The 7,363-nt window shown below is 42.7% G+C and carries 6 protein-coding genes; all 6 read left to right on the forward strand.

Annotated features, from left to right (window positions below; genetic code table 11):
* The first annotated feature begins 93 nt into the window (after positions 1 to 93).
* Positions 94 to 2,688 carry a preprotein translocase subunit SecA gene (gene secA, locus ACWIUD_RS06140; protein ID WP_454147684.1) on the forward strand — a complete coding sequence of 865 codons (2,595 nt, stop codon included), beginning with the start codon at positions 94 to 96 and terminating at the stop codon, positions 2,686 to 2,688.
* 17 nt (positions 2,689 to 2,705) lie between these two features.
* Positions 2,706 to 3,650, forward strand: a complete 945-nt coding sequence (locus ACWIUD_RS06145; protein ID WP_454147686.1) for a hypothetical protein — start codon at positions 2,706 to 2,708, stop codon at positions 3,648 to 3,650.
* Positions 3,586 to 4,860 carry an ABC transporter permease gene (locus ACWIUD_RS06150; protein ID WP_454147704.1) on the forward strand — a complete coding sequence of 425 codons (1,275 nt, stop codon included), beginning with the start codon at positions 3,586 to 3,588 and terminating at the stop codon, positions 4,858 to 4,860. Before ACWIUD_RS06145 ends, ACWIUD_RS06150 begins: the two co-directional genes overlap by 65 nt.
* A 10-nt stretch (positions 4,861 to 4,870) precedes the next feature.
* Complete coding sequence (locus ACWIUD_RS06155; RefSeq protein ID WP_454147688.1) at positions 4,871 to 5,002, forward strand: hypothetical protein; 132 nt, start codon at positions 4,871 to 4,873, stop codon at positions 5,000 to 5,002.
* A 31-nt stretch (positions 5,003 to 5,033) separates the two neighbouring features.
* A complete protein-coding gene (locus tag ACWIUD_RS06160) occupies positions 5,034 to 6,455 on the forward strand; it encodes an acetyl-CoA carboxylase subunit A (protein ID WP_454147690.1) in 1,422 nt (473 codons plus the stop codon).
* Positions 6,449 to 7,363: hypothetical protein (locus tag ACWIUD_RS06165; RefSeq protein WP_454147692.1), on the forward strand; the 915-nt coding region annotated here is incomplete at its 3' end. The genes ACWIUD_RS06160 and ACWIUD_RS06165, both read left to right, overlap by 7 nt.

Raw genomic sequence — 7,363 nt, forward strand, 5'->3', positions numbered from 1 at the left:
AACCTTTTGCAAAAATTATTAAAATCTTAAATATTTAGTTTAAAATTATTATGCTAAAATTCGCCTTTTTAATTCGCCACATAGGAATCATAAATGATAAAAAAAATCTTAGGCAAAATCGTAGGGACGCGCAATGAGCGAATGTTAAAAGAATATCGCAAGAGATTAGAGAGCGTAAATGCGCTTGAATCGCACTTTGAACACTTAAGCGATTCGCAACTACAAGAAGCATTCGCAAATCTCCGCGCCAAAACAAAAGCAGAATTTGAAAAAGTCGGCATTTCCGCGCTTGATAGCGCGTTGCCCCAATCCTTTGCAATCACACGCGAAGCGTCAAAGCGCGTCTTAAAAATGCGACATTTTGATGTGCAAATCATCGGCGGTATGGTGCTTCACGAGGGCAAAATCGCTGAAATGAAAACAGGCGAGGGCAAAACGCTTGTAGCAACCCTTGCAGTTGCGCTAAATGCGATGATTGATAGGCAGGTGCATATCGTAACGGTGAATGATTATTTGGCAAAGCGCGATGCGAGTGAAATGGGCGTTTTGTATGAGTTTTTGGGCTATAAAGTCGGCGTAATCACGGGCGAAGAGCGCGATGATGAGAGTAAAATGGCGCAATATGAGTGCGATATAATCTATGGCACAAATAATGAATTTGGATTTGACTACCTGCGCGACAATATGAAGTTCAGCCTAAAAAATCAATTTCAAAAAGAGCATTTTTTTGCCATTGTCGATGAAGTGGATTCGATTTTGATTGATGAGGCGAGAACGCCTTTGATTATCTCAGGACCTGCGAATCGCAAGTTAGAAAACTACGGACTTGCGAACTCTGTGGCATTAAAGCTAGTCAAAGATACGGATTTTAGCGTAGATGAGAAAAATCGCGCCATTATGATTAGCGAATCTGGCATAAAAAAAGCCGAAGAATTATTCAAAGTCGAAAATCTCTATAATATCGAAAATGCCGCACTAGCGCACCATTTAGACCAAGCGTTGAAGGCAAATTATTTGTTTTTAAAGGACAAAGATTATGTCGTGCGGGACAATGAAGTCGTAATCGTAGATGAATTTACAGGGCGTTTGAGCGAGGGACGGCGTTTTAGCGAAGGATTGCACCAAGCTATCGAAGCAAAAGAAATGGTAGATATTAGAGAAGAAAGCCAAACTTTGGCTGACATCACATTTCAAAATTATTTTAGAATGTATGAAAAGCTATCAGGTATGACAGGCACGGCGCAAACAGAGGCAAGTGAGTTTTTGCAAATCTATAAACTTGATGTTGTCTCAATCCCCACAAATGTCCCCAATATCCGCAAGGATTACAATGATTTGATTTTTAAAAGCGAAAAAGAAAAATTTGACGCCGTTTGCAAACAAGTAATCGCACTTCACAAAAAGGGAGTGCCGATTTTGATAGGAACTGCTAGTATTGAAAAAAGCGAAAAACTCCACGAGTTGCTTAAAAAAGCGCGAATCCCTCACAATGTCCTAAATGCCAAAAATCACACGCAAGAAGCCGAAATCATCAAAGACGCAGGGAAATTAGGCGTGGTTACGATTGCTACAAATATGGCTGGGCGCGGTGTGGATATAAAAATAGAGGATTGCGTGCGCGATTTGGGCGGACTTTTTATCATCGGCACAGAACGACACGAATCACGGCGAATCGACAATCAGCTTAGAGGACGAAGCGGACGGCAGGGCGACCCGGGCGCAAGTCAATTTTATTTGAGTTTGGAAGATTCACTCTTGCGAATCTTTGGTAGCGACAAAATTAAGGGCGTTATGGAAAAATTAGGGCTAAAAGATGGCGAACATATCGAATCAGGCTTCATTACGCGCTCCATTGAAAATGCGCAAAAAAAGGTTGAAAATCTCCACTTTGAATCACGCAAACATATCCTAGAATACGATGATGTCGCAAATGAGCAACGCAAACTCATCTATCAATTTCGCAATCGCTTGTTAGATGAAAACTACGATTTGAGCCACAAAATCGCGGAGGATAGGGAATTTGCATTGGATAATATTTTGGGCAATTTGACTAGCTTGGAGAGCGGAAATATAGATGATTTTCCCGCGCTTCAATCGCAAATCGCGGAAAATTTTGGAGTGGCAATTCAAAATATCGCGCAAGATTCGAGCTTGGCAGATTTAAGAGAGCAGATTTTGGCACAAATTGCGGAGGATTACGAATCCAAAATGAGCGTTTTGGACGCAGAGCAAAGGGGCGAAATTGAGCGAATCATCTATTTGCAAGTGCTTGATAATGCGTGGAGAGAGCATTTATATGTGATGGATAACCTAAAAACGGGCATTGGACTGCGCGGATACAATCAAAAAGACCCGCTTGTGGAGTATAAAAAGGAAAGCTACAATCTATTTTTGGAGCTAAAAGATAGCCTAAAAATGGAGAGTGCAAAAATGATTCATATCATCAAACTTCGCGCAAAAAGCGATGAGGACGAGGAAAGAGCGCGTAAAATGTTAGAATCTATGGAGTCGCAAAATGACAATGTCGAATTTAACAAAGACAATGATAGCGCGACAAATGCGACAAAGCTAACGCCTATTCGCTCCAAAAAAATCGCACGAAATGACCCTTGCCCGTGCGGAAGTGGGAAGAAATATAAGTTGTGCCACGGGAAGAGCGGACCGAAAGTGGGAGAATTGGCAAAATGAGTCGCGTGGTTGGCAATTTGTTCTGGGGTAATCATTTTGCAGATTTAGCAAATCGCCACAAGGCACGGACGCAAAGTCCGCTATCCTTGTGTCGATTCGCTAAAAGCTACGAAAGCACTACCGCCATTACTTCGATTGTTTGTAACGGCGCATTAGATTCTGCGAATCGCACGAAAAACACAGAATCTGATTTACTTCGTCATTGCGAGGTACGAAGTGCCGAAGCAATCCAAAAAAATAATAATGTGGATGGTTGTTTCGCTTTGCTCACAAATTCTGCGAATTGCCACGATTTTGCTACGCAAAATCTTGCAATGACTGCAAATAAAGTAGATTCTGCGAGCGCAGAATCTAGTCCAAATAATCCGTGCGAAGCACCCTTAATCTCGCCCGCTTCGTGGTGCAAAAAATCGGAATCAAAGGGTGCAGTAGTGCCACCCGCCGATTTTTTGCTAGAAGCGGATAAGCGAGGCACTCCCCCTAAAAGCGAAAAAGCGGCTGCTTTTTGGGAACACAATTTAATAGTTGGGGGGAGCGGGAGCGGGGTACAGCCCTTTTTGCGAAAAGATTTAAGTGAATCGAATATTAAAAACGACGAATCTAATGCAGATTCTGCAATTCAAACGAAAATCGCAGAATCTACTTCTAGTTTGTCATTGCGAGTGAGCGAAGCGAACGCGGCAATCCACAGGATTTGCGAACAAAGTGAAGCAACTATCCAAAAAAAATCCATAGATTGCCACGACTTGCTCCGCAAGTCTCGCAATGACGAAAATAACGCAGATTCTGCGAACAAAACTAAAAACGCAGAATCTAAAAATCCCCCCTCCATTGCGGAGGGGGTTAGGGGGTGGGTAGATTCTGCGTTCGCAGAATCTAGTGAGAATATCGCAGAATCTGCCCCAAAATCCAAGTATTATCTCTCAAAATCCCACACACAAAGGCTCTCCCTTGCTTTTTAGATTTTTAGTCTCCAAATACCTGCGCTTTGACAAAACGCAACCATTCATTTCTATCACGGCACTTTTGGCGTTTTTGGGCGTAGGCGTGGGGATTATGGTGCTAATTGTGGCGATGGCGATTATGGAGGGTATGATTCGCCACTTTGAAGAGCGACTTTTTGTGATGAATTATCCGCTTACCATTTTTGCAACGCAACGAAACGCCGTAGATTCAGCACTTTTGGCAAATCTTGAATCAAAATTTCCACACCTTAAATTCTCCCCTTATGTCCGCTCACAAGGCGCGGTAAAATTAGGTAGCAACCTAAATGCAGGACTTATCTTTGGCATTGATTTTAAGCGCGAAATCGCCATAAACAAAGTCCTGCGCGAAAAAAATGAAAATTTAGACTTCACCAAAAATTCTATCATTTTAGGCGAACGAGCCATTAGAAATTCTGCCTTTAATACCACGCTAAACTCCGCACCCATCGGCATTGGCTCAAAAGTAACGATTATTTTCACGCAACTTCAAGCAAGTGGATTGTCGCTAATGCCACAAATGCGCCGTTTTTCTCTTGATGGCACATTTAGTTCGGGGCTAAATGCCTATGATGAGGGCTATATGTATATGGATATTGGCGAGTTGCAAAAGATTCGCGGGGTGGATTCGCGCGTGTATGATGGCATTCATATCTATTCGGCAAATCCCACGCAAGATATTGAATCGCTTCGCTCTGCCCTGCCACAAGGTGCTAGTATCGTAGGCTGGTGGCAACAAAATGGCAACTTTTTTAGCGCGATTGCGCTTGAAAAACGCGCCCTTTTCATCGTGCTAATGCTTATCATCATAATGGCGTCTCTAAATATCATTAGCTCTCTTATGATGGTGATAATGACGCGTAGGCGCGAAATCGCCCTACTTTTATCGCTTGGTGCAAGTAAGCGCGACATTCAAGCGACATTTTTTTGGCTAGGCAATGTCATCGGTTTTAGCGGGATTGTCTTTGGGGCGATTTTGGCGGGTTTGGTGCTGTTGCTACTATCGACATTCCCCATAATCTCACTCCCTGCCGATGTCTATGGTAGCTCCAAACTGCCCCTATATTTATCGCTAATCGATTTTGCGATGATAATTTTTGGCGGTGTGCTTGTCGTTTTGGCGTCATCGTTTTATCCTAGTCGCAAAGCCGCGCAAATCAATCCTTTGGCAACTTTGCGAAGCGAGTAGATTCTGCGAATTGCTATTTTTCGCGAGTAGATTCTGCGAATTTATGTTTTTCGCGCGAGATTCTGCGATTTTATGTAAAATCTCGCATATTTCGCAGAATCTAGGGGCAGATTCTGCGCTAAATTTAAATATTTTTCGCTAAACTTGCAAACTTCTTAAAAAAGGATGGGGAAATGTTTTCAAAAATTCTAATCGCAAATCGTGGCGAAATCGCCGTTAGAATCATTCGCGCGTGTAGAGACTTGCATATTCATAGCGTGGCGATTTACTCCCGCGCTGACTGCGATTCGCTACACATTAAGATGGCAGATGAGAGCTACGAAGTGAGCTCTGATGCGCTAAAAGCGTATTTGGACGGCGATGCGATTATCGATACTGCCTTGTCTTGCGGGGCGGAGGCGATTCACCCGGGATATGGATTTTTAAGCGAAAACGCCGAGTTTGCCAGAAAAGTCAAAGAAGCGGGGCTTGTGTGGATTGGACCTAGTCACAGCGTGATTGCCAAAATGGGCGATAAAAACGCCGCGCGGGAGCTTATGAAGGCAAATGGTATCCCTATCGTGCCCGGCACCGAGCCACTAAATTCGCACACTATCGATGAAATCAAAATCATAGCAAACAAAATCGGCTATCCTGTGATTTTAAAGGCGAGCAATGGTGGCGGTGGGCGCGGGATTCGCGTGGTGCGAGGCGATAATGAGATTTTGGAAAATTTTGCGGCTTGCAAACGCGAGGCGATGATATTTTTCAAAAATGATGAAGTTTTTATGGAAAAATATATCGAAAATCCTAGACACATCGAGTTTCAAATCATCGGCGATAATTACGGCAATATCGTGCATTTATTAGAGCGCGACTGCTCCATTCAACGCCGTCATCAAAAGCTAGTTGAGATTGCGCCTAGCCCTACGATGAGCCTAGATTTACGGCGTAAAATGGGCGCGGTTGCAGTGGCAGCAGCAAAGGCGGCAGGGTATTCAAACGCAGGGACGATTGAATTTTTGGTTGATGAGCTGAATAACTTTTATTTTATGGAGATGAATACGCGCATTCAAGTTGAGCACGGCATTACAGAGGAAATCACAAATTTTGATTTAATCGGACGGCAGATTCGTTGCGCGGCAGGGGAGATTTTGGATTTGAATCAAAGCGATATTTCTCATCAAGGCTACGCGATTGAGGCGCGAATCAACGCCGAAGATGTCGCAAATGACTTTATGCCCTGCCCGGGCAAAATCACGGCGTATTATCCCGCACTAGGACCTTTTGTGCGAATCGACAGCGCGGTTTATAAGGATTATGTGATACCTTCAAATTATGATTCGATGATTGCAAAGCTCATCGTCCGCGCTAGTAGCTATGATTTGGCGGTAAATAAGCTCATTCGTGCGCTTGAAGAATTTAAGATTCGCGGCATTAAAACCACAATCCCATTTTTGCTAAATATCGCGCGGGACAAGGACTTTCGCAAGGGCAATTTTGATACTTCGTATTTGGAAAACAAAATGCAAGAGCTTATGCCAAGTGAGAGCGTAAATAACGATGATATTGTCGTGGCAATCGCCACCGCCATCGCAACACAGGCAGGGTGGTAATATGTCAAAACACAGCTTTACAAAAACGGCATTTACCATTTTTCTCACGGGGGGGGGGATTTTTTTTAAATGCTGATGAATTGCGTGATATTTGCACGAATCTATATAATTGCACCATAGATTCACCTTATAGCGAAGTTACAAATAACGGAAATTTAGCATTAACAGGCAGAATAACTTTGGGCACAAATGGAGCAATCGATACTTTCATAAACTACGGCGATATTGATACAAGTAAGACAAATGAGACATTTGGCTGGGGCGGTGGCTCTATACGCAATCTTATAAATTACGGCACTATGGGCGGATTTGGACAATTTAGAAATGGTGCGGGTGAAAGTGTCCCTATGAGCGTAACGAACTACGGCACTATGAATGGAATCTCAACGCAAGGTGGCACTGGCGATATTACGATAGCAAACTATGGCGTGATAAATGTTAATAGTAACAATAGACAACATTTAAGAGATGCGCAATACTACTTTTATGTGATAAAAGATTGGGCGATGATTATAGACGAATCACAAAGCACATTTAATAGCACAACTACGCCGACAGGCAATAATTCGCATTTGGTTACAAATACTCAAAATGTTCGATTCGCCGATGGTAATTCAAAGATGATTTTGGATTTTGGCAATAATTTTGAGTTAGACAAAGCATATTTGCTTGAAAAACTTATAATTAACGATTATAGCGGGGCAAATGGGCTAAAAGTCGATTTTGATAGATTAACCACGCGAAGCGAACTTTACACACTAAAACAAAGCGGCGATTACTTTATCGTAACCATCGATACAGCAAATAGCACCATCGGCACTTTGTATAAAAGCAACATTCGCACGATGAGTAACTTTTCTACGATAAGCAATGCGTTGATTTATCCACATAAATACAAAGGCACAAAG

The sequence above is a fragment of the Helicobacter sp. 23-1044 genome (genome assembly GCF_053654695.1).